Source organism: Kitasatospora sp. CB01950 (genome assembly GCF_001905465.1).
Taxonomy (GTDB): Bacteria; Actinomycetota; Actinomycetes; order Streptomycetales; family Streptomycetaceae; genus Kitasatospora.
Genome location: NZ_LISX01000005.1, coordinates 457,036 through 478,318 on the forward strand (window position 1 = coordinate 457,036; position 21,283 = coordinate 478,318).

17 protein-coding genes are annotated in these 21,283 nt (G+C 70.4%); 3 read left to right on the top strand and 14 right to left on the bottom strand.

Annotated features, from left to right (window positions below; genetic code table 11):
- Positions 1–92: 92 nt before the first annotated feature.
- The 9 genes from AMK19_RS16570 to folC form a co-directional block, all read right to left on the bottom strand.
- Positions 93–2,021: a TIGR03960 family B12-binding radical SAM protein gene (locus AMK19_RS16570; RefSeq protein WP_073812345.1), complete on the bottom strand. Its 1,929-nt coding sequence runs from the start codon at positions 2,019–2,021 to the stop codon at positions 93–95.
- Between the two features lie 93 nt (positions 2,022–2,114).
- Positions 2,115–3,314 (bottom strand): rod shape-determining protein RodA, encoded by a 1,200-nt coding sequence (gene rodA / locus AMK19_RS16575; RefSeq protein WP_073812347.1) that lies wholly within the window; start codon positions 3,312–3,314, stop codon positions 2,115–2,117.
- Complete coding sequence (gene mrdA / locus AMK19_RS16580) at positions 3,311–5,545, bottom strand: penicillin-binding protein 2 (protein ID WP_073812349.1); 2,235 nt, start codon at positions 5,543–5,545, stop codon at positions 3,311–3,313. The genes rodA and mrdA overlap by 4 nt, the downstream gene beginning before the upstream one ends.
- A 21-nt stretch (positions 5,546–5,566) precedes the next feature.
- Complete coding sequence (mreD, locus tag AMK19_RS16585; protein WP_073812352.1) at positions 5,567–6,214, bottom strand: rod shape-determining protein MreD; 648 nt, start codon at positions 6,212–6,214, stop codon at positions 5,567–5,569.
- Positions 6,214–7,149: a rod shape-determining protein MreC gene (mreC, locus tag AMK19_RS16590; RefSeq protein WP_073812354.1), complete on the bottom strand. Its 936-nt coding sequence runs from the start codon at positions 7,147–7,149 to the stop codon at positions 6,214–6,216. Before mreC ends, mreD begins: the two co-directional genes overlap by 1 nt.
- A gap of 79 nt (positions 7,150–7,228) precedes the next feature.
- Positions 7,229–8,254 (bottom strand): rod shape-determining protein, encoded by a 1,026-nt coding sequence (locus AMK19_RS16595; protein WP_073812510.1) that lies wholly within the window; start codon positions 8,252–8,254, stop codon positions 7,229–7,231.
- A 339-nt stretch (positions 8,255–8,593) separates the two neighbouring features.
- Positions 8,594–9,007 carry a nucleoside-diphosphate kinase gene (gene ndk, locus AMK19_RS16600; RefSeq protein ID WP_073812357.1) on the bottom strand — a complete coding sequence of 138 codons (414 nt, stop codon included), beginning with the start codon at positions 9,005–9,007 and terminating at the stop codon, positions 8,594–8,596.
- A gap of 84 nt (positions 9,008–9,091) precedes the next feature.
- A complete protein-coding gene (locus AMK19_RS16605) occupies positions 9,092–9,436 on the bottom strand; it encodes a DUF4233 domain-containing protein (protein ID WP_073812360.1) in 345 nt (114 codons plus the stop codon).
- A gap of 6 nt (positions 9,437–9,442) precedes the next feature.
- Positions 9,443–10,837 carry a bifunctional tetrahydrofolate synthase/dihydrofolate synthase gene (folC, locus tag AMK19_RS16610; protein ID WP_073812362.1) on the bottom strand — a complete coding sequence of 465 codons (1,395 nt, stop codon included), beginning with the start codon at positions 10,835–10,837 and terminating at the stop codon, positions 9,443–9,445.
- A 291-nt stretch (positions 10,838–11,128) separates the two neighbouring features.
- Here folC and AMK19_RS16615 point away from each other — a divergent pair, with 291 nt between their 5' ends.
- The gene (locus tag AMK19_RS16615; RefSeq protein ID WP_073812365.1) at positions 11,129–12,694 is read left to right on the top strand and encodes a chitinase; all 1,566 of its coding nucleotides are present in this window, start codon (positions 11,129–11,131) and stop codon (positions 12,692–12,694) included.
- 61 nt (positions 12,695–12,755) lie between these two features.
- On the opposite strand, the gene AMK19_RS16620 is transcribed toward AMK19_RS16615, so the two are convergent.
- Together AMK19_RS16620 and AMK19_RS16625 are read right to left on the bottom strand one after the other, a co-directional pair.
- A complete protein-coding gene (locus tag AMK19_RS16620; protein WP_073812367.1) occupies positions 12,756–13,274 on the bottom strand; it encodes a hypothetical protein in 519 nt (172 codons plus the stop codon).
- A 275-nt stretch (positions 13,275–13,549) separates the two neighbouring features.
- Positions 13,550–16,189 (bottom strand): valine--tRNA ligase, encoded by a 2,640-nt coding sequence (locus tag AMK19_RS16625; protein ID WP_073812370.1) that lies wholly within the window; start codon positions 16,187–16,189, stop codon positions 13,550–13,552.
- Positions 16,190–16,334: 145 nt separating this feature from the next.
- Here AMK19_RS16625 and AMK19_RS16630 point away from each other — a divergent pair, with 145 nt between their 5' ends.
- Both AMK19_RS16630 and AMK19_RS16635 read left to right on the top strand, forming a co-directional pair.
- A complete protein-coding gene (locus AMK19_RS16630; protein WP_073812372.1) occupies positions 16,335–17,354 on the top strand; it encodes a resistance to Congo red protein in 1,020 nt (339 codons plus the stop codon).
- Positions 17,355–17,393: 39 nt separating this feature from the next.
- The gene (locus tag AMK19_RS16635) at positions 17,394–18,194 is read left to right on the top strand and encodes a hypothetical protein (RefSeq protein WP_073812374.1); all 801 of its coding nucleotides are present in this window, start codon (positions 17,394–17,396) and stop codon (positions 18,192–18,194) included.
- Positions 18,195–18,287: 93 nt separating this feature from the next.
- Here the strand turns inward: AMK19_RS16635 and clpX are convergent, their stop codons facing one another.
- From clpX to AMK19_RS16650, 3 genes are all read right to left on the bottom strand, one after another.
- Positions 18,288–19,574 (bottom strand): ATP-dependent Clp protease ATP-binding subunit ClpX, encoded by a 1,287-nt coding sequence (gene clpX, locus AMK19_RS16640; protein ID WP_073812376.1) that lies wholly within the window; start codon positions 19,572–19,574, stop codon positions 18,288–18,290.
- A 278-nt stretch (positions 19,575–19,852) separates the two neighbouring features.
- Positions 19,853–20,515: an ATP-dependent Clp protease proteolytic subunit gene (locus tag AMK19_RS16645; protein ID WP_073812377.1), complete on the bottom strand. Its 663-nt coding sequence runs from the start codon at positions 20,513–20,515 to the stop codon at positions 19,853–19,855.
- A 44-nt stretch (positions 20,516–20,559) separates the two neighbouring features.
- Positions 20,560–21,189 (bottom strand): ATP-dependent Clp protease proteolytic subunit, encoded by a 630-nt coding sequence (locus tag AMK19_RS16650; RefSeq protein ID WP_073812512.1) that lies wholly within the window; start codon positions 21,187–21,189, stop codon positions 20,560–20,562.
- Between the last annotated feature and the right edge of the window lie 94 nt (positions 21,190–21,283).

Consider the following 21,283-nt stretch of genomic DNA (forward strand, 5'->3'; position numbering starts at 1 on the left):
ATCGACCGATGGTAGGCCGAGCCGTTTTTCCGACCCAGCGAAAAGCCCCCGCCGCAACGCGTGCGACGGGGGCAATGACCGCTGTGGGTACGTCAGTTGTTGACGACCGTCAGGGGGAGGAGCTTCTTGCCGGTGGGGCCGACCTGGATGTGGGTGTCCATCTGCGGGCAGACGCCGCAGTCGAAGCACGGGGTCCAGCGGCAGTCCTCGACCTCGACCTCCTCGAGGGCGTCCTGCCAGTCCTCCCAGAGCCAGTCCTTGTCGAGGCCGCTGTCCAGGTGGTCCCAGGGCAGGACTTCCTCGTAGGTGCGCTCGCGGGTGGTGTACCAGTCGACGTCGACGCCGGTGCCGGTCAGGCCCTTCTCGGCGGCCGCCATCCAGCGGTCGTACGAGAAGTGCTCGCGCCAGCCGTCGAAGCGGCCGCCGCCCTCGTAGACGGCGCGGATGACGGCGCCGAGGCGCCGGTCGCCGCGGGAGAGCAGGCCCTCGACGATGCCGGGCTTGCCGTCGTGGTAGCGGAAGCCGATGTTCTTGCCGAACTTGCGGTCGCCGCGGATCGAGTCGCGGAGCTTGGTGAGCCGCTCGTCGGTGGCCTCGGCGGACAGCTGCGGCGCCCACTGGAAGGGGGTGTGCGGCTTGGGGACGAAACCGCCGATGGAGACGGTGCAGCGGATGTCGTTGGTGCCGGTGACCTCGCGGCCCTTGGCGATGACGTTCTTCGCCATCTCGCCGATCTGCAGGACGTCCTCGTCGGTCTCCGTCGGGAGGCCGCACATGAAGTACAGCTTCACCTGGCGCCAGCCGTTGCCGTACGCGGTGGCCACCGTGTTGATGAGGTCCTCCTCGGACACCATCTTGTTGATGACCTTGCGGATCCGCTCGGAGCCGCCTTCGGGGGCGAAGGTGAGGCCGGAGCGGCGGCCGTTGCGGGAGAGCTCGTTGGCGAGGTCGATGTTGAAGGCGTCGACCCGGGTGGAGGGCAGCGAGAGGCCGATCTTGTCCTCGGCGTAGCGGTCGGCGAGGCCCTTGGTGACGTCGGCGATCTCGGAGTGGTCGGCGGAGGAGAGCGAGAGCAGGCCGACCTCTTCGAAGCCGGTGGCCTTCAGGCCGCGCTCGACCATCTCGCCGATGCCGGTGATGCTTCGCTCCCGCACGGGGCGCGTGATCATGCCGGCCTGGCAGAAACGGCAGCCGCGGGTGCAGCCGCGGAAGATCTCCACGGACATCCGCTCGTGCACGGTCTCGGCGAGCGGGACGAGGGGCTGCTTGGGGTAGGGCCACTCGTCGAGGTCCATGACGGTGTGCTTGGAGACCCGCCACGGCACGCCGGGGCGGTTGGGGACGACGCGGCCGATCCGGCCGTCCGGCAGGTACTCGACGTCGTAGAACCGCGGGATGTACACGCCGCCGGTCTTGGCGAGGCGCAGCAGCAGTTCGTCGCGGCCGCCGGGGCGGCCCTCGGCCTTCCAGGCGCGGACGATGTCGGTGATGTCGAGGACGGCCTGCTCGCCGTCGCCGATGACGGCGGCGTCGATGAAGTCGGCGATCGGCTCGGGGTTGAACGCGGCGTGGCCGCCGGCCAGTACGACCGGGTCGTCCATGGTGCGGTCGGCGGCGTTCAGCGGGATGCCGGCCAGGTCGAGCGCGGTCAGCATGTTCGTGTAGCCGAGCTCGGTGGAGAACGACAGGCCGAACACGTCGAACGCCTTGATCGGGCGGTGCGCGTCGACCGTGAACTGCGGGACGCCGCGCTCGCGCATCAGGGCCTCGAGGTCGGGCCAGACGCTGTAGCTGCGCTCGGCGAGGACGCCCTCGCGCTCGTTCAGCACCTCGTAGAGGATCATGGTGCCCTGGTTGGGCAGGCCGACCTCGTAGGCGTCGGGGTACATCAGCGCCCAGCGGACGTCGCAGGCGTCCCAGTCCTTGACGGTCGAGTTGAGCTCGCCACCGACGTACTGGATCGGCTTCTGGACGTGCGGGAGGAGGGCCTCCAGGCGTGGGAAGACCGATTCGACAGTCATGCGCAAGGACCCTTACGGCAGAAAAAGCAGTGACCCTTCAGGGTAGCCGAGCCCCGAGGGTCACTGTTTCCACGTCCGCAAGGGCCGGACGGGTCAGATCGCTATCGGCCGCTGCGAACGGACCGACTGCAGCAGCCCGATCGCGATCCACACCGCGAACATCGAGGAGCCGCCGTAGGAGACGAACGGCAGCGGAATGCCCGCGACCGGCATGATGCCGAGGTTCATGCCGATGTTCTCGAAGGCCTGGAAGGCGAACCAGGTGACCGCGCCGGCCGCCAGGATCGTGCCGAACAGGTCGGTGGCCTGGCGCGCTATCCGGCAGGCCCGCCACAGGATGACGCCGAGCAGACCGATCATCACCAGGGCCCCGACGAATCCGAGTTCCTCGCCGGCCACGCTGAACACGAAGTCGGTCTGCTGCTCGGGCACGAACTGGCCGGTGGTCTGGGTACCGTGGAACAGGCCCATGCCGGTCAGGCCGCCGGAGCCGATCGCGATCCGGGCCTGGGCGGTGTTGTAGCCGACGCCGGACGGGTCGAGCGCCGGGTTGGCGAAGGCCGCGAAGCGGTCGATCTGGTACTGGTCGAGGATGCCGAGCTTCCACACCGCGAGCGCACCGGCGGTGCCGCCGGCCAGCAGGCCGAACGTCCAGCGGTTGGCGGCGCCGGAGGCCATCAGCACGCCGAGGGTGGTGACGGCCATCACCATCACCGAGCCGAGGTCGGGCATCAGCATGACCACGGCCATCGGGAAGGCGGCGACGGCCAGCCCCTGCAGCACGCTGCGGGTGGGCGGGAACTCGCGCTCGCCGGCGTCGACCCGGGCGGACAGCACCACGGCCATGCCCAGCACGATCGCCAGTTTGGCGAACTCGGCGGGCTGGACGGAGAATCCGCCGCCGAGCTGGATCCAGGAGTGCGCGCCGTTGATGGTCGAGCCGAGCGGGCTGAGCACCGCGAACAGCATCAGGATCACGGCCACGTAGACGAACGGCACCGCGGTGCGCAGCCGCCGGGTGCCCAGCGCGATCACCGCGACGCACAGGCCGACGCCGATCACCAGGTTGGTGAGATGCCGGTACAGGAAGTACTGCGGGTCGCCGTGGGTCAGCGAGTCGCGGCCGCGGGTCGCGGACCAGACCAGCAGCGAGCCCATCAGGGAGAGCGCCAGCGCCGCCAGAATCATGATCCAGTCGAGCCTGCGCAGCGGGGAGTCCTTGGCCAGCGCCCGCGACAGCGAGGAGCGTCGCGGGGCGAGCCGGACGGTGCGGTACGAACCGTAGGAGCTCATGCCCTGCCCCTTCCGTAGCCACCGGTCCGCTGGGGTTCCAGCGCGGCCAACGCCACCGCGGTGGCGGGGTCGGCCTGGGCGGGGCGGGCCGGGTCCAGGAAGGTCCGGTCGCCCTCGTAGGTGTACGCGGCCTGGATGATCGCGGTGCCGTCCGGGTTGAACTTGGGCAGTTCGGCCTGCGGCTTCGGCAGCAGCGCCTTGCCGTTGTCGATGGCGCCCTTGTCGTCGACGCCGTACAGCGCCTGGTAGATCCGGCGCACGGAGTCGCCGGAGCCGCCGGAGCCGGTGCCGCCCTGGCTGATCGTCATGACCACCGCGTAGTCCTTGCTGTAGGTCGTCAGCCAGGAGGTGGTCTGCTTGCCGGCGACCTCGGCGGTGCCGGTCTTGGCGTGCAGTTCGATCTTGCCCTGCGGCCAGCCGGCGCCGGTGAACTTCCAGGCGGCGGTGCCGCCGGTGACGACGCCCGCGGTGGCCTGGTCGATGTATTCGAGCAGCTGCCCCTGGGCGGGGATCTTGCCGTCCTCGTGCGGGGCGATGTCCCGCACCAGGGCGCCGTCGGGGCTGACGACGGCCTTGCCGATGCTGGGCCGGTACAGGGTGCCGCCGTTGGCGAGCGCCGAGTAGATCCGGGCCATCTGCAGCGGGGTGACCAGGGTGTCGCCCTGGCCGATGGCGAAGTTGACCATGTCACCGGCGCGCATCTGGTTGCCGTCGGCGCAGTTCTCGCGGGCGATCTCGTCGGCGTACTCGTGGCCGCCCTTGGCCGCCTGGTCGCACCAGGACTGCTTCATCGCGTCGTAGTACGACTGCTTCCACTGCCGGTCGGGGACCCGGCCGGCGACCTCGCCCGGCAGGTCGATGCCGGTCTTGGCGCCGAGGCCGAACTCGTGGGCGGTCTTGAAGAACCAGTCCGGGGCGTCCTTCTTGGGCTTGAGGCCGCCGTCCTTCATCCACTGGTCGTAGGCGAGACCGTAGAACACGGTGTCGCAGGAGACTTCGAGCGCCTTCTCCAGGGAGATGTCGCCGAACTGCTCGGACTCGAAGTTCTTGAACTCGCGGCCGCCGATGGTCAGCGACTTCGGGCACGGGTAGTGCCCGTTGAGGTCGTATCCGGCCTGCACGGCGGCGGTGGTGGAGATCACCTTGAACGTCGAGCCGGGCGCGGACTGACCCTGTATGGCCCGGTTGATCAGCGGGTAGTTGGAGTCCTTGCTGTTCAGCGCCTCGTAGTCCTTGGCGGAGATGCCGCCGACCCACAGGTTGGGGTCGTAGGTGGGGGCGCTGGCCATCGCGACGATCCGGCCGGTGTGGACGTCCATCACGACGGCCGCGCCGGAGTCGGCGACGTAGTTCTTGTTGGTCTCCTTGTCGAACTGGGTGCGCGCCTCGACCATCGCCTGGTTGAGCTGGTCCTCGACGACCTTCTGCACCCGGGCGTCGATCGAGGTGACCAGGTTGTTGCCGGACTGGGCGGGGGTGGTGCCGGCGCTGCCGATCACCCGGCCGAGGTTGTCGACCTCCAGCCGGTCGACGCCGGTGGTGCCGCGCAGGTCGTCGTCGTAGACCGACTCCAGGCCGGCCCGGCCGATCTGGTCGGACGGCAGGCGGCGTTCACGACCGGACTTGTCGGCGGTCTTGGTGACCTCGTCGTCGGTGACGGGCGACAGGTAGCCGAGGATCTGGGCGGCGCTGGCGCCCTCGGCGCCGGTGTAGCGGCGCAGCGCGGTGGGCTGGGCGGTGACGCCGGGGAAGTCCTCGCGGCGCTCCATTATCTGCATCGCCTGCTGGGTGGTGGCCTGCTGGGTGACCGGGATCGGCTGGTACGGGGAGCCGTTCCAGCACGGCTGCGGGGTCTTCGCGTCGCACAGCCGGACCTTGTTCCTGACGTCGTCGGCGGGCACGCCGAGGACGTCGGCGAGCCGGCCCAGCACGGCCTTGCCGTGGTCCTTCTGCTGCATCAGCGCGGTGCGGGACACCGACACCACCAGCTTGGTCTCGTTGCCGGCCAGGATCCGCCCGGCGGCGTCCAGGATCTCGCCGCGGACGGCGGGCTCCACCACCTCGCGGATGTGGTTGCCCTGGGCCTTGGCGGTGAACTCCTTGCCGTTGCGGATCTGCAGGTACCACAGCCGGCCGCCGAGGGTGGCCAGCAGCGACAGCACCAGGATCTGCAGCACCACCAGTCGGATCGTCACCCGTCGGGTGCGGCCGGTGTCGGGAATGTTCGTCACGTGCGCGGACTCCGTCCCGGCTCAGGGGCGCTTGGCGAGGCCGAGCGCGCGCTTCTTCTTGTAGGAGGGGGTGGGCGAGGTCTCGCGGGTGGTGCGGTAGCGGGCCAGCGCGCCGAGGCCGGAGCCGCCGTCCGCTCCGCGCAGCGTCTCGTTGACCACCCGGTCGCCGTCGAGCCGGCGGGCCAGCAGCATCACCAGGGGCACCGTGAACGGGGCCAGCAGGACGTCGTACAGCAGGGCGCTGACCACGAGGCCGGTCAGGCCGACGTGCCGGGCCGCGGTGTCGCCGACCAGGGCGCCGATGGTGGCGTACAGCAGGGTGGAGACCACCGCGGCGACCGCCACCACACCGATCGCGCTGAGCGCGGAACGCTGTCGGCCGGCCTCCGGACGGAGCAGCCCGGCGCCGTAGCCGACCAGGCAGAGCACCAGCGCGTACCGGCCGACCGCGTGGTCGGACGGCGGGGCCAGGTCGGCCAGCAGGCCGGCGGCGAAGCCCGTCAGGCAGCCGCCGGCGGAGCCGTACACCAGGCCCAGGCCGACCACCACCAGCATCAGCAGGTCCGGGGTGGCGCCGGGCAGTTGGAGCCGGCCGAGGATGCTGACCTGGATCACCAGGGCGAGCACCAGCAGGACGGCGGACAGCAGGATCCGAGACGGACGAAACATCAGTTCCCCCCGGTGGTGGGCGGTGTGGCGGCGATCGGTGCCTGCGGGTTGCCCGCGGCGCCGGAGGAGGCGGCGGGGACGGGCGGCAGCACGGCGTCCCGCGGGTCGGTGCGCGGCGGCACGACCACCACGCCGACCAGGTCGAGACGGGTGAACTGCACGTACGGCTCGACCAGGATGGTCTTGGTGAGCTGGCCCGGGGTGGCCTGCACCTCCTTGACGGTGCCGACCGGCACGCCGGGGACGAACGGGCGTCCGCTCTGCGAGCCGAAGGTGACCAGCCGGTCGCCGGCCTTCACCTGGGCGCGGCCGTTCAGCAGCTCGATCTTCATCGGCGAGGCGCCCTGACCGGCCGCGAAGCCGATCTCGTTGTTGCCCTCCAGCCGGACGCCGGCGGTGAAGCCGGGGTCGGAGGCCAGCAGCACGGTGGCGGTGGTCGGGGCGACGGTGGTGATCCGGCCGACCAGGCCCTGGCCGTCGATGACGGTCATGTCGCGGGTCAGGCCGTCGTCGCTGCCGGCGTCGATGGTGATGGTCCAGGAGAAGCCCTGGGCCGCGCCGATCGCGATCACCTGCGCGGCCTTGACGGTGTAGCCGCCGGTGCCGGCGGTGCGCAGCATGTCGTCCAGCTGCTTGGTGCGGCCGGCCGCAGCGTCCGAGGAGGCCAGCTTCTGGCGCAGATCGGTGTTCTCCCGGGTGATCTGGTCCAGACGCTGCTGGTGCGTGCCCGCGTCGCGGATCGCCCGGATGTATCCGGCGACCGGGTCGACGGCTCCGGCCGCGGCCTTCTCCACCGGGCCGAGCACGGAAGCCGCCGCCCGGCGCGGAGCGCCGAGCGGCGAGTCCTGGCCGCCCTTGATGTCGACGGTGATCAGGGCGAATGCGAGCGCGACCAGTAGGACCAGCAGTAGTCGACTCTGTCGGGTGTCCCTCACGGTGCTGCTGCCGCCCCTTCGTGCCGGTTGTCCGTCTGCCGGTCCATCAGCTCTGTCCGTTGTTCAGTTGGAAAGTTGTCTAGCGACGCGGCTGTGCGTCGAGTACCTGCTGCAGTGCCTCGAACTCCTCGACGCACTTGCCTGCCCCCAGGGCCACCGAGTCGAGCGGGTTCTCGGCGATGTGCACCGGCATGCCGGTCTCCCGGCGCAGCCGCTCGTCCAGGCCGCGCAGCAGGGCGCCGCCGCCGGTGAGTACGATGCCGCGGTCCATCACGTCGCCGGCGAGCTCCGGCGGGCACTGGTCGAGGGTGGTCTTCACCGCGTCGATGATCGAGTTCACCGGCTCGTCGATGGCCTCGCGGACCTCGGCGGCGGAGATCACCACGGTCTTCGGCAGGCCGGAGACCAGGTCGCGGCCGCGGATCTCGGCGTGCTCGTCCTTCTCGCCGTCCAGGCCGAACGCGGAGCCGATCGACATCTTGATCTGCTCGGCGCTGCGCTCGCCCAGCAGCAGGCTGTACTCCTTCTTGATGTGCTGGACGATCGCGTTGTCCAGCTCGTCACCGGCCACCCGCAGCGACTGGGCGGTGACGATGCCGCCGAGCGAGATCACCGCGACCTCGGTGGTGCCGCCGCCGATGTCGACGACCATGTTGCCGGTCGGCTCGTGCACCGGCAGGCCGGCGCCGATCGCGGCGGCCATCGGCTCCTCGATGATGTGCACCTGGCGGGCGCCGGCCAGCATGCTGGCCTCCACCACGGCGCGGCGCTCGACGCCGGTGATGCCGGACGGTACGCAGACCACGACCCGGGGGCGGGCCAGGTAGCGGCGGCGGTGGATCTTCAGGATGAAGTACCGCAGCATCCGCTCGGTGATCTCGAAGTCGGCGATCACGCCGTCCTTCAGCGGGCGGATCGCCACGATGTTGCCGGGCGTGCGGCCGATCATCTGCTTGGCCTCGGCGCCCACCGCGAGGATTCCGCCGGTATTGGTGTTCACCGCGACCACCGACGGCTCGTTCAGCACGATGCCCTTGCCCCGGACGTACACCAGTGTGTTCGCGGTGCCGAGGTCGATCGCCAGGTCCCGGCCGAGAAACGACAGGTTGTTCGCCATGGGATGTCGAGTGCCTTCCCTAATGTGGATCAAGGGCGGGGGGAGAGAGTCGGCCGCGCGGGCCCGCAGCGGGGCTGACGGCGGCTGAGCAGCCGTTCCGAGCCCATGAGTTGGGGTCCATCGTAATCACGCCGGGACATGACGAGCGGCGGGTACGGCGTGCCGCCCATTCTCCGGGGACGTATCGGCTTCTCCTGGCATTGGGACGCCGTGTCGGAGAGTAGGGTTCCGTGATTTGAGGATTAACGCCCAGTTGGGCGAAGTGCCCCTGCCGAGGCAGGGGCACCGGGCCGTGCAGGACCCCTACCGGGTCCTCGCAGGCCGTTCTCAGACGTGCGCCGGGAAGAAGATCTTGATCTCGCGCTCGGCCGACTCGGGCGAGTCCGAGGCGTGGATCAGGTTCTCGCGGGTGATCGTCGCGTAGTCGCCGCGGATGGTGCCCGCGCCCGCCTGCAGCGGGTCGGTGGCACCGGCCAGCGCGCGGATGCCCGGGATCACGTTCTCGCCCTCGACGATCAGCGCGATCGACGGGCCGGTGGTCATGAACTCCAGCAGCGGCTCGTAGAACGGACGGCCGACGTGCTCGGCGTAGTGCTGCTCCAGGGTGCCCCGGTCGAAGGTGCGAAGCTCCATCGCAGCGAAGCGCCAGCCGGCCTTGCGCTCGATCCGGCTGATGATCTCGCCGGCCAGGCCGCGCTTCACGGCGTCGGGCTTGAGCAGGACGAGAGTGCGCTGGGACACGGGGCGGCTCCTGAGGTCGTCGGCGGTGCGGTGTGTGCACCTGACACTACCCCGGCCCGGTGGCCGTCCCGGTTCCCGGCCCGGTCAGGCGGCGGCCGCGGCCGCCGCCTCGCGCTGCGCCTTGAACTCGTCGATCTTGCGGCCGTAGTGCACCGAGCACCACCACAGGGCGCCGAACACCACGCCGAAGGCGTACATCGTCGGCAGCACCAAGCCGCTGGCCAGCACGCCGAGTTGGAGCGCCCAGCCGACCCAGACCGCGCCGGGGCGGGTGATCACGCCGCACAGCAGCACGCACAGCGCGATGGCGATGGCGCTGACCGTCCAGATGGTGCCGGTGCCGACGTCGGTCAGCTTCATCGCGACCAGGCCGGCGAACATGATCAGCAGCGCCTCGCCGATCAGGGTGGAGGAGCACAGGGTGCGCATCGGCGGCTACTTCTTCCTTCCGAACAGCAGGCGCGCCTCGCCCACCGTGATGACGGAGCCGGTGACCAGGACGCCGGCGCCGCCGAGGTCCTCCTCCTCGGCGAGGGTGACCGCGACGTCGATGGCGTCGTCCAGCCGGGGCTCGACCTGCACGCGGTCCTCGCCGAACACCTCGACGGCGAGCGCGGCCAGCTCGTCGACGGGCATCGCGCGGTGGGTGGAGTTCTGCGTGATGACGACCTCGGCGAGGATCGGCTCGAAGGCCTCCAGCAGGCCGCTGACGTCCTTGTCGCCGCTGGTGCCGATCACGCCGACCAGCTTGGTGAAGCCGAACGCCTCGCCCAGCGCGGAGACCGCGGCCTGCGCGCCGTGCGGGTTGTGCGCGGCGTCCAGGATGACGGTGGGGCTGCGGCGCACCACCTCCAGGCGGCCCGGCGAGGAGACGCCGGAGAACGCCTGCCGGACCTTGTCCTCGTCCAGGTGCTCGGCGCCGGCCTGGCCGACGCCGAAGAACGCCTCGACGGCGCTCAGCGCGAGGGCCGCGTTCTGCGCCTGGTGGTCGCCGTGCAGCGGGAGGAAGATGTCCTGGTACTCGTGGCCGCCGAGGCCGCGCAGGGTGACCAGCTGGCCGCCGATGGCGACCTCGCGGCGCAGCACGCCGAACTCCATGCCCTCGCGGGCGACCGTGGCGTCCACCTCGACGGCCCGGCGCAGGATGGTCTCGGCGGCGTCCAGCTGCTGCTGGGCGACCACGGCGAGCGCGCCCGGCTTGATGATGCCGGACTTCTCGACCGCGATCTTGCCGGTGGTGTCGCCTAGCTTGTCGGTGTGGTCCAGGCCGATCGGGGTGATCACCGACACCTGGGCGTCGATCACGTTGGTGGCGTCCCAGGAGCCGCCCATGCCGACCTCGACCACCGCGACGTCCACCGGGGCGTCCGCGAAGGCCGCGTAGGCCATGCCGGTGAGCACCTCGAAGAAGGACATCGCGACCGGCTGCGCCGCGTCGACCATCTGCACGTACGGCGCGATGTCGCGGTAGGTCTCGACGAACATCTCGGGGCTGATCGGCACCCCGTCCAGGCTGATCCGCTCGGTGACGGACTCCACGTGCGGGGAGGTGTAGCGGCCGGTGCGCAGTTCGAAGGCGCCGAGCAGCTGCTCGATCATCCGGGCGGTGGAGGTCTTGCCGTTGGTGCCGGTGATGTGGATGGACGGGTAGGAGCGCTGCGGCTGGCCGAGGATGTCCATCAGCGCCTCGATCCGGTCGAGCGAGGGCTCCAGCTTGTTCTCCGGCCAGCGGGTGGCCAGCTCGGCCTCGACGGCGCGCAGTTCGGAGTCGGTGCCGCCGGCGTCGGCGGGACGGACGGTATAGGGGTTGGGCTCGGCCTTGTCGCTCACCCCGCCAGTCTAAGGACTCCCGACGCGCGGCCCCGACGGCCACCCCGGAGCCCGCGAAACCGGGACCGAAGTCCCGGGCCGACGGGTCCGAGGACCACGGCCGGGGTGGCAGACGGCCGGTGAGCCCGATTGGTACGGACCTGTTCTTCCTGCGGATCGCCCCGCTGCCGGCGGCGGGGCGACGTTCCCCCGACCCGCCCTCTTGACACCGGAATTGGTCCAGTCCACCGTGTGAGTCGCTCCCGCTCCCCGCACCGCACCCCCATCGACACTCCCCCACATGGAGATGGCATGCGTGCACCACATCGAGACCCGCGCGGCGCGCGGGCGCTGCTCGCCGGGCTGCTGTCGGCCGCGTTGGCCCTGGTCGGCATGGTGCTGACCGGCGCCGGGACGGCCACCGCCGCGAACGTGGACGTGATCCAGAACGGCGACTTCTCGTCCGCGAACCACATCGCGCCGTGGACCTGCGGCCCGACCGTCGCCCCGGTGAACAACTCCGCCACCGGCTGGGACCTGCAGGGCACCCCGGCCGGCTCCGACTACGCCAACTGCAGCCAGCAGGTCACCGTGCTGCCCAACTCGACGTACACCCTGTCCGCGGTGGCGCAGGGCACGTACGTGTTCCTGGGCGCGACCGGCACCGGCGGCGCCGACCCGTCCACCTGGAGCTCCAACACCGGGTGGAACACGCTCACTTCGACCTTCACCACGGGCGCGTCCACCACCTCGGTGCAGGTGTGGTTCCACGGCTGGTACGGGCAGTCCGCGTACCTGGTGGACAAGGTCTCGATGGTCGGCCCGGGCACCGGCTCGCCCAGCCCGTCCGGCTCGGGCTCCGGCTCGGTGACGCCGAAGCCGTCGGACTCCGCCTCGCCGTCCCCGTCGACGTCGACCTCCTCGTCGCCGTCGCCCTCGCCCTCGCCCTCGCCCAGCAGCTCGAACACCACCCCGCCGCCGCCCGGGCAGAAGCACCGGCTGACCGGCTACTGGCAGAACTTCTACAACGGCGCGACCCCGCAGCGGATCAGTGACGTCCCGGCGGCGTACGACATCATCGCGGTGGCGTTCGCGGACGCCACCGGCACCCAGGGCGGGATCTCGTTCACCCTGGACCCGGCACTGTCCTCGAAGCTGAACGGGTACACCGACGCGCAGTTCAAGGCCGACATCGCGGCCAAGCGGGCGGCCGGCAAGAAGGTGATCATTTCGGTCGGCGGGCAGAACGGCACGGTGTCGGTGGCGAGTTCGGCCGCGGCGACCAACTTCGCCAACTCCGCGTACAGCCTGATCCAGACTTATGGATTCGACGGGATCGACATCGACCTGGAGAACGGCGTCAACTCCACTTACATGGCACAGGCGTTGCACACTCTCGCCGCCAAGGTGGGGGCCGGGTTCGTGCTGACGATGGCTCCGCAGACCATCGACATGCAGTCCACCGGCACCGAGTACTTCAAGTTGGCGCTGGCCACCAAGGACATCCTGACCATCGTCAACATGCAGTACTACAACTCCGGCGCGATGCTCGGCTGCGACGGCGGCGTGTACTCGCAGGGCACCGAGAACTTCCTCACCGGCCTGGCCTGCATCCAGTTGCAGGGCGGCCTCGACCCGAGCCAGGTCGGCCTCGGGGTGCCCGCCTCCACCAGTGCGGCGGGTGGCGGCTACACCAGCCCGGCGACCGTGAACGCGGCGCTGGACTGCCTCGCCGCCGGCACCAACTGCGGCTCCTACAAGCCCGCGAAGACCTGGCCGGGGATCGGCGGCGCGATGACCTGGTCGACCAACTGGGACGCCCTCGCGGGCGGCGGCATCGCGAACACCATCGGCTCCCACCTGCACGCCATGCCGTAACGGCCGGACGGCGCCGGGCCCGGCGGGAGACACCCCGCCGGGCCCGGGCAGTGACGATCCGTCACGTGGTGACGCGGGGTGTGGGCAGTCGGGCGGCGTGCCGGCGGCGCAGTTCGGCGCCGATCTCCTCGGCCTCGCCGTCCGGGAGCAGCGGCAGCATCATCGCCACCGCCTGCACCAGGCCGCCCAGCAGGTAGGTGGTGTCGGGCGTGCCGGCCACCAGGGCGCGGACCGCCGCGACGTCCCCGTCGGCGACGGCCTCCAGCAACTGCGCGGCGCTCGCCGCCTCCTCGTCCACCGCGACCTCGGCGACGCCGTACGGGGCGCGCCGGGCCAGGCCGCGCAGCACCCGGTCGGCGACGTCGGGGGCGTACGCCTTGCGGACCGCCTCGGCGGCGATCCACACCAGCAGGGTGGTCGTCTCGCGCTCGGCGTTCGCGGCGAGCAGCAGGTCGAGTTCGGTGTCGAAGGCGAGCTGGTTTCCGTGCCGGAATGCCAGCAGGAGGGTCGCCGCCCGGGCCTTGGCCGCCTCCACCTCCTCCATCGGAAGTTCGTCGGCCAACTCCCTGGTCGCCACCATGCGTCTGCCCTCCGTTCGATGCCCCGCCCGAATGGGAACTCCGCCCACCGTACACATTCGATGTACGAAGTTCGCTGAACGCGCGGGGGGCGGCAACGCGACGTATTCCCTTTGGCGGAGTGCGCCAATTGCCGGGAATGCACGATGAATAGCCGCAGCGAAACCGTTACGACGACGCGCGGCCAAGGGAATTGACAACCCGACGGCCCCAACTCGGAAAAGGCGAAGGGCCGCCGCCCCGCGGTGCGGGAGCAGCGACCCTTCCTGACGCGCGATCAGCCCTGCGGCAGCGCCGCGAGCTGGGCGGTGATCCGGGCGATGTCGGCCTCGGCGGTCTCCATCCGGACCCGGATCTTGGCGACCACCTCGTCCGGCGCCTTGGCCAGGAAGGCCTCGTTGCCGAGCTTGCCGGCGGTCTGCGCCTTCTCCTTCTCGGCGGCCGCGAGGTCCTTCTGCAGGCGCTTGCGCTCGGCCGGCACGTCGATGGTGCCGGACAGGTCGAGCGACACGGTGGCGCCGGCGACCGGCAGCGAGGCGGTGGCGTGGAAGCCGTCCTCGGGCGCGGTCAGACGCAGCAGCGAGCGGATCGCGTCCTCGTGGGCGGCCAGCGCGGTGCCGTCCAGCTCCAGGGCGGCCGGGACGCGCTGGCCCGGCTTGAGGCCCTGTTCGGTGCGGAACCGGCGGACCTCGGTGACCACCTGCTGGAGGGTGGCGATCTCGGCCTCGGCCGCGGTGTCGCGGAAGCCGCTGTCGGTCGGCCAGTCGGCGATGACCACGGACTCGGCGCCGGTCAGCGTGGTCCACAGGGCCTCGGTGACGAACGGCACGATCGGGTGCAGCAGCCGCAGGGTGACGTCCAGGACCTCGCCGAGCACCCGGCGGGTGGCGTCGGCCTGCGGGCCGCCCTTGGCCAGGGTGGTCTTGGAGAGCTCGACGTACCAGTCGAAGACCTCGTCCCAGGCGAAGTGGTACAGCGCCTCGGAGAGCTTGGAGAACTGGTAGTCCTCGTACAGCGCGTCCACCTCGGCGACGGTGCTGCCCAGGCGCGACAGGATCCAGCGGTCGGACGCGGTCAGCTCCTCCGCCGCGGGCAGCGGGCCCTCGACGGTGGCGCCGTTCATCAGCGCGAAGCGGGTGGCGTTCCAGATCTTGTTGGCGAAGTTGCGGGCCGCCTGGACCCAGTCCTCGCCGATCGGCACGTCGACGCCCGGGTTGGCGCCGCGGGCCAGCGTGAAGCGCAGCGCGTCGGAGCCGTACTTGTCCATCCAGTCCAGCGGGTTGACCACGTTGCCGAAGGACTTCGACATCTTCTTGCCGTTCTGGTCACGGACCATGCCGTGCAGCGCGATGGTGTGGAACGGCGGGGTGCCGTCCATCGCGTAGAGGCCGAACATCATCATCCGGGCGACCCAGAAGAACAGGATGTCGTAGCCGGTCACCAGGACGGAGTTCGGGTAGAACTTCGCGAGGCTCTCGGTCTGCTCCGGCCAGCCGAGCGTGGAGAACGGCCACAGGCCGGAGGAGAACCAGGTGTCCAGGACGTCGGTGTCCTGGTGCCAGCCCTCGCCGGTGGGGGGCTGCTCGTCCGGGCCGACGCAGACGATCTCGCCGTTCGGGCCGTACCAGACCGGGATGCGGTGACCCCACCAGAGCTGGCGCGAGATGCACCAGTCGTGCAGGTTGTCGACCCAGTCGAAGTACCGCTTCTCCATCTCCTGCGGGTGGATCTTGACCTTGCCGTCGCGGACGGCGTCGCCGGCGGCCTCGGCCAGCGGGCCGACCTTGACCCACCACTGCATGGACAGCCGCGGCTCGATGGTGGTCTTGCAGCGCGAGCAGTGGCCCACCGAGTGGACGTACGGGCGCTTCTCGGCGACGATCCGGCCCTCGGCGCGCAGCGCGGCGACGATCGCCGAGCGGGCCTCCAGGCGGTCCAGGCCGAGGAACGGGCCGTGCACGGTGATGACCGCGTGCTCGTCCATGACCGCGACGTTCGGCAGGTTGTGGCGCTGGCCGATCTCGAAGTCGTTGGGGTCGTGCGCCGGGGTCACCTTGACGGCGCCGGTGCCGAACTCCGGGTCGACATGGGCGTCGGCGACGATCGGGATCCGGCGGCCGGTCAGCGGCAGCTCGATCTCGGTGCCGACCATGTGCCGGTAGCGCTCGTCGTCCGGGTGGACGGCGACCGCGGTGTCGCCCAGCATCGTCTCGGCGCGGGTGGTGGCCACGACGATCGAGTTCTCGCCGTCGCCGTAGCGGATCGAGACCAGCTCGCCGTCGTCGTCCTGGTACTCCACCTCGATGTCCGAGATGGCGGTCAGGCAGCGCGGGCACCAGTTGATGATGCGCTCGGCGCGGTAGATCAGCTCCTCGTCGAAGAGCTTCTTGAAGATGGTCTGGACGGCCTGGGACAGGCCCTCGTCCATGGTGAAGCGCTCGCGGGACCAGTCCACGCCGTCGCCCAGGCGCCGCATCTGGCCGGAGATCTGGCCGCCGGACTCCGCCTTCCACTTCCAGACGCGCTCGACGAAGGCCTCGCGGCCCAGGTCGTGGCGGGACTTGCCCTCCTTGGCGAGCTCGCGCTCGACCACGTTCTGGGTGGCGATGCCCGCGTGGTCCATGCCGGGCTGCCACAGCGCCTCGTAGCCCTGCATCCGCTTGCGGCGGACCAGCGCGTCGATCAGCGTGTGCTCGAAGGCGTGGCCCAGGTGCAGGCTGCCGGTGACGTTCGGCGGCGGGATGACGATGGTGAACGGGGGCTTGTCGCTCTTGGCGTCCGCGGTGAAGTAGCCACGCTCTACCCAGCGCTCGTACAGCTCGCCCTCTACGTCCGCGGGGGTGTAGGTCGTCGGGAGGGTGGCTGCTTCGTCCCCGGGGTTGTTGCTCACGGGGCGCTGGTTCGTCGTGTCGGTCACGACGCACAGTTTACGGAAGTTGGGGCAGCGGTTGTGACCCGGCAGTGCAGCAACCGACCGGGCGGGCCGGGGGGCCGTACGGTAGCGTGCCCGCATAGTCGACCGGACGGGGCCGCCCACTGGGGCGGCGGGGGAGAAAAGACATATGTACGGCCAGGGCCAGGGACCACAGCAGTATCCGCAGGGGCAGCCGCAGCAGCCGTATGGCGCTCCCCCGCCGCAGCCCGGCTACGGCGCCCCGCAGCAGCCGCCGGCCTACGGCGCCCCCCAGCCGCCCGCGTACGGAGCCCCGCAACCGCCGGCGTACGGCGCCCCGCAACCGCCCGCGTACGGTGCTCCCCAGCCGCCGGCCCCGGTCTACGGCGCCCCGCAGCCCACCGACGGGCAGCCCGGCTACGGCGCTCCCCAGCCGCCGGCCGGACAGCCCGGGTACGGCTACCCGCAGCAGGCGCCCCCGCCCCCGCAGCAGTGGGGCGGCATGCCCCAGCAGCCGGGTCAGCCCGGGCAGCCCGGCTACGGCGGCTTCCCGCCGCCGCCCGCCCCGTCCAAGGGCAAGGGCGGCATCATCGCCCTGGTGGTGGTCCTGGTGCTGGCCGCCGCCGGCGGTGGCGCCTGGTACGCGCTGAGCGGCTCCAAGGGCTCGGACACCGCGGGCAAGTACAAGCTGACGGCGCCGCAGAGCGTGGCGGGCTACACCCAGAAGAACGCCTCCGAGAAGGGCCAGCTGACGGGCCTGGACGGCATCGGCACCTTCGAGGGCTCGATCAGCGCGACGTACCAGAAGACCGCCACCGACGTGGCCAGCTTCAGCGGCTCCTGGGGCAAGGTCCCGGACCCGGCCAAGGCGCTCGACCTCGCCGCCCAGAAGATCAACGAGGGCGACGGCGAGGCCGCTTCGGACAAGCCGGTCTGGAAGGAGCAGCTGACGGACGTCGACGCGAACGACCCGAACGACCCGGGCGCCAAGCTCCGCTGCGGCGTGGGCTCCTCCGACAACGGCACCGGCAAGGCCTCGCCGGGCATCCCGATCTGCATGTTCGCCAGCCACTCCACCATCGGTGTGGTCGCGTTCGTCTCCATGGACGCCAGCGGCAAGAGCATCACCTCCACCGAGGCCGCGGCCCGCGCCCGCCAGTTCCGCGACGCCGCGACCGCCGCCAAGTAGGCCTCGCCACCCCGTAGTTCACGCTCGAACGGAGCCCCCGTGTCCGACAACCAGTTCGGCCCGCCGCAGCCCGGCTTCGGGTCGCCCGCCCAGGACGGCCAGATACCCCCGCAGGGCGCGCCCGGCGCACCCCAGGGCGGCTGGGGACAGCCGGCCGCACCGCAGCAGCCGTGGGGCGGCGGCGGTGTGCCGCCGCAGGGATTCCCGCCCGGCGCCCCCGCCGGCTACTACCCGCCCGGCGTGCCGGTGGCCAAGAAGTCCCGCAAGGGCCTGTGGATCGGCCTGTCCGTGGTGGCCGCAGTGGTGCTCGGCGGCGCGAGCGTGATCGGTTACCTGATCTACGACACCGCGGCCGACACCGGCAAGAACAAGATCGCCCTGCCGCCGTCCTTCCACGACCTGACCAGCGACCCGGCGGACGCGGACGCCAAGCGTCTGGCCGACATGCTGCAGAGCGGACTGTCCTCGGAGAAGGGCTCGTTCACCAACCCGGAGCCGGTCAGCGGCATCTACCGCTCCTCGGACGAGACGCAGATGCTGGTGGTGTCCGGTCTGACCGGCCACGTGCTGTTCCCGTCCAAGCAGGTCGACATCCTGATCAGCAGCTTCGGCGTCCCGGTCACCGACCGCAGCGACGTGGACACCGGCTCGTTCGGCGGCCGGATGTCCTGCGGCACCACCGATCTGGGCGGCCAGCCCGCCGGGGTCTGCGCCTGGGCCGACAGCTCGTCCGCGGTGATCATCCTGGAGACGGACGCCGGCGGCACGTCGGGCGTCTCCAAGGCGAAGGTCGTCGCCGACACCCAGGAGCTGCGCAAGCTCGCCGAGGTCCCCAAGTAGCCCGCACCGCACGCCAGTCGCGCGAGCACGCGAAAGGGCCCCGCACCGTTCACCGGTGCGGGGCCCTTTCAGTGTCGCCGGGTTGACGCCGGGTCAGGCGCTCTTCTCGCGACGCTCGCGCTTGATCATGTCCCGCGGGACCAGGGTCGGGATGGCGTGCTTGGAGACGACGTCCCCGGTGACCACCACGCGGGCGACGTCCTGACGGGACGGCACCTCGTACATGACGGACATCAGCACCTCCTCCATGATGGCCCGCAGACCGCGCGCGCCGGTGCCCCGCAGGATCGCCTGGTCGGCGATGGCCTCCAGCGCGTCCCGGGTGAACTCCAGCTCCACGCCGTCCAGTTCGAACAGCTTGCGGTACTGCTTCACGAGCGCGTTCTTCGGCTCGGTGAGGATCTGCAGCAGCGCCTCGCGGTCCAGGTTGTGGACGCTGGTGATGACGGGCAGACGGCCGATGAACTCCGGGATCATCCCGAACTTCACCAGGTCCTCCGGCATCACCTGACGGAAGTGGTCCGAGGCGTCCAGCTCGCGCTTGGAGCGGATGGTGGCGCCGAAGCCGATGCCCTTGGCACCCGCCCGGCCCTCGATGATCCGCTCCAGGCCGGCGAACGCGCCACCCACGATGAACAGCACGTTGGTGGTGTCGATCTGGATGAACTCCTGGTGCGGGTGCTTGCGGCCGCCCTGCGGCGGCACCGAGGCGGTGGTACCCTCCAGGATCTTCAGCAGCGCCTGCTGCACGCCCTCGCCGGAGACATCGCGGGTGATCGACGGGTTCTCGCTCTTGCGGGCGACCTTGTCGATCTCGTCGATGTAGATGATCCCGGTCTCGGCCTTCTTGACGTCGTAGTCGGCCGCCTGGATCAGCTTCAGCAGGATGTTCTCGACGTCCTCGCCGACGTAGCCCGCCTCGGTCAGCGCGGTGGCGTCCGCGATCGCGAACGGCACGTTCAGCATCCGGGCCAGGGTCTGCGCGAGCAGCGTCTTGCCGGAGCCGGTCGGGCCCAGCAGCAGGATGTTCGACTTGGCCAGCTCGATCGCGTCGTCCCGGCCGGAGCCGGAACGACCGGCCTCGCCCGCCTGGACGCGCTTGTAGTGGTTGTAGACCGCGACCGACAGCGCCTTCTTGGCGAGGTCCTGGCCGACCACGTACTGGTCCAGGAACTCGTAGATCTCGCGGGGCTTCGGGAGTTCCTCGAAGCGCACCTCGGAGCTCTCCGCGAGCTCCTCCTCGATGATCTCGTTGCACAGGTCGATGCACTCGTCGCAGATGTACACGCCTGGCCCGGCGATCAGCTTCTTCACCTGCTTCTGCGACTTGCCGCAGAACGAGCACTTGAGCAGGTCGCCACCGTCTCCGATGCGTGCCACGAGGTGCTTCCCCTTCGCCAGGGGCCCCGCGGGGGTCGGGGCCTGGTGCTGTGAGACCGGCTGCGCCGTCGGCGGTCGGTCTGGTATCCGACGGTACTCTGCCGAGCCGTTGTTTCCGTCGACTTCGACCGGTCTGCCCTACGCCCTGGGCGAATTGATACCGAACAGATGCCGTCGCGGGTGCATGACCCGACAGCCATTGTGCCGGGGCCGGGGCCCCGACCGGAACGCCCCGGGGCGGGGCGTACATCACGTACGCACCGCCCCGGGGCGAGCGATCACTCCATGTAGGAGTTCTTGCGGGTCGAGATGATCTGGTCGATCAGGCCGTACTCCAGCGACTCCTCGGCGGTGAGGATCTTGTCGCGCTCGATGTCCTCGCGGACCTGCTCGACGTCCTTGTTGGAGTGCTTGGCCAGCATGTTCTCCAGCTGCTCGCGCATCCGGAAGATCTCCCTGGCCTGGATCTCCAGGTCCGACACCTGACCGCGGCCGGTCTCGGTGTACGGCTGGTGGATCAGCACCCGGGCGTTCGGCAGCGCCATCCGCTTGCCGGGGGTGCCGGCGGCCAGGATGACCGCGGCGGCCGAGGCGGCCTGGCCCATGCAGACCGTCTGGATGTCGGGCTTCACGAACTGCATGGTGTCGTAGATCGCCGTCAGCGCGGTGAACGAGCCACCGGGCGAGTTGATGTACAGCGAGATGTCCCGGTCCGGGTCCATCGACTCCAGGCAGATCAGCTGCGCCATGATGTCGTTCGCGGAGACGTCGTCCACCTGCGAGCCGAGGAAGATGATGCGCTCCTCGAACAGCTTGGCGTACGGGTCGTACTCACGGACGCCCTGCGAGGTGCGCTCGACGAACCGCGGGACGATGTAGCGGCCCTCGGCCCGCATGTCCTCCAGGCGGGCCTTGGCACCGGACAGGCTGGGGATGTTCATGTTCTCTGGTCCTCCGAAGCGTGCGGTCTGGGTTTCGATACCGGTCAGCCGGCCTGGCCGGCGCCGGTGCCGCCGCCGCCCGGGACGTCCGCGGCGCTGTGCATGATCTCGTCGATCAGGCCGTACGCCTTGGCCTCCTCCGGCGTGAACCAGCGGTCGCGGTCGGAGTCCGCGGTGATCTGCTCGAAGGACTGGCCGCTGTGGTTGGCGATCAGCTCCGACATCCGCTTCTTGGTGCGCAGCAGCTGCTCGGCCTGGATCCGGATGTCGGTGGCGGAGCCGCCGAGGCCCGCGGAGGGCTGGTGCATCAGGATGTTGGCGTTCGGCAGCGAGAAGCGCTTGCCCTTGGCGCCCGCGGTCAGCAGGAACTGGCCCATCGACGCGGCCATGCCCATGGCGATGGTCACGACGTCGTTCTTGATGTACTGCATGGTGTCGTAGATCGCCATGCCGGCCGAGATCGAGCCGCCCGGGGAGTTGATGTAGAGGTAGATGTCCTTCTCGGGGTCCGCCGCGAGCAGCAGGAGCTGGGCGGTGATCTTGTTGGCGATGTCGTCGTCGACCTGCTGGCCGAGGAAGATGATGCGCTCGTTGAGCAGCCGGTTGTAGACCTGGTCGCCCAGGCCGCCGCCCACGTCGCCGCCGGCGGCGTGCGGTGCCATCGGGCCAGGCATCTGCATCTGCGGGAACGTCACTTAGCCACCTGCTCAGTCGATCTGCGTGTGTGTCGCTGTCCACCGACCCTAACGCGCAGGCCCCGCCGCTGAA